The organism is Halomonas sp., from assembly GCF_014859505.1.
Classification (GTDB): domain Bacteria; phylum Pseudomonadota; class Gammaproteobacteria; order Pseudomonadales; family Halomonadaceae; genus Halomonas.
The window spans coordinates 1-1,586 of sequence record NZ_JACUUD010000261.1; the positions used below are offsets into that span (position 1 = coordinate 1).

The following is a 1,586-nucleotide window of genomic DNA, read 5'->3' on the forward strand; positions in this document are numbered from 1 at the left end:
GGCGCCACCCAGGTGATGTTCTGGGCCGGATCCTTGATGTCGCAGGTCTTGCAGTGCACGCAGTTCTGGAAATTGATCTGGAACTGCGGCTTGCCGTCGTCCCCCTCGATCACCTCGTAGACCCCGGCCGGGCAGTAGCGCTGGGCCGGCTCGGCGTACTCGGGCAGGTTGTCGCGGATCGGCAGCTCGGAATCCGCCAGCTTCAGGTGGCAGGGCTGGTCCTCCTCGTGGTTGGTGTTCGACAGGAACACCGAGGAGAGCTTGTCGAAGGAGAGCTTGCCATCGGGCTTGGGGTAGTCGATCTTCTCGAACTCGGCAGCGGGCTTGAGCGCCGCGTGGTCCGCGGTGATGTCGTGGACGTTGGGCAGCTTGCCGCCGAGCAGCTGGTTGACGAAGTTGTAGGCGCCGCCGCCCACGGTGCCGTACTTGTGGATCGCCGGGCCGAAGCTGGCGCTCTCCTTGAGCTCGGCCCAGGCCCAGCTCGCCTCCCACTTCTCGGTGAAGGCGGTCAGCTCGGCGCCCCCCTCGTCACCACCGGCGATGGCCTCGAAGACCGCCTCGGCGGCCACCAGGCCCGACTTCATGGCGGTGTGCAGCCCCTTGATCTTGGCGAAGTTCAGGGTGCCGGCATCGCAGCCGATCAGCAGGCCACCCGGGAAGGTCATCTTGGGCAGGCAGTTGAGGCCGCCCTTGGTAATGGCGCGGGCGCCGTAGGCCACGCGCTTGCCGCCCGAGAGGTGCCTGGCCAGCACCGGGTGGTGCTTCATGCGCTGGAACTCGTCGAAGGGCGACAGCCAGGGGTTGCGGTAGGAGAGGTCCATGATCAGGCCCACCACCACCTGCTGGTTCTCGGCGTGGTAGAGGAACCAGCCGCCGTGGGTGGACTTGTCCAGCGGCCAGCCGGAGCCGTGGAGGACCAGGCCGGGCTCGTGCTGCTCGGCGGGGATGTCCCACAGCTCCTTCAGGCCGATGCCGTAGTGCTGGGGGTCCTTTCCGGCGTCCAGGTCGTACTCCCGGATCAGCTGCTTGCCGATATGGCCGCGGGCGCCCTCGGCAAACAGGGTGTACCTGGCGCGCAGCTCCATGCCCGGCATGTAGCTGTCCTTGGGCGCCCCGTCGGCGCCCACGCCCATGTCGCCGATCAGGATGCCCTTGACCACGCCCTCCTCGACGATCGCCTCCTGGGCGGCGAAGCCCGGGAAGATCTCCACGCCCAGGCCCTCGGCCTGCTCGGCCAGCCAGCGGCAGAGGTTGCCGGCGCTGATCACATAGCGCGGCATGTCGCCGCCGGTGTTGTGCATGCTCTTCGGCACCAGGGCGTTGGGCAGCTTCTGGGCCTTCTCGGCGTCCTTGAGCAGGTAGAGCTCGTCGCGGATCGCCGGGGTGGTCAGCGGGGCGCCGCGCTCCTCCCAGTCGGGGAAGAGCTCGGCCAGGGCGCGGGGCTCGAAGACGGCGCCGGAGAGGATATGGGCCCCTACCTCGGAGCCCTTTTCCACCACGCACACGGTCAGCTCCTGCTCGGCCTCGCCGGCCTGCTGCATCAGTCGGCACGCCGCGGCCAGACCCGAGGGCCCGGCGCCGACGAT

At 68.7% G+C, this 1,586-nt stretch carries 1 protein-coding gene; it reads right to left on the reverse strand.

The window, feature by feature from the left end:
- Positions 1 to 1,586, reverse strand: a 1,586-nt coding sequence (locus tag IBX53_RS16105; protein ID WP_290911399.1) for an electron transfer flavoprotein-ubiquinone oxidoreductase, incomplete at both ends; no start/stop codon positions are given.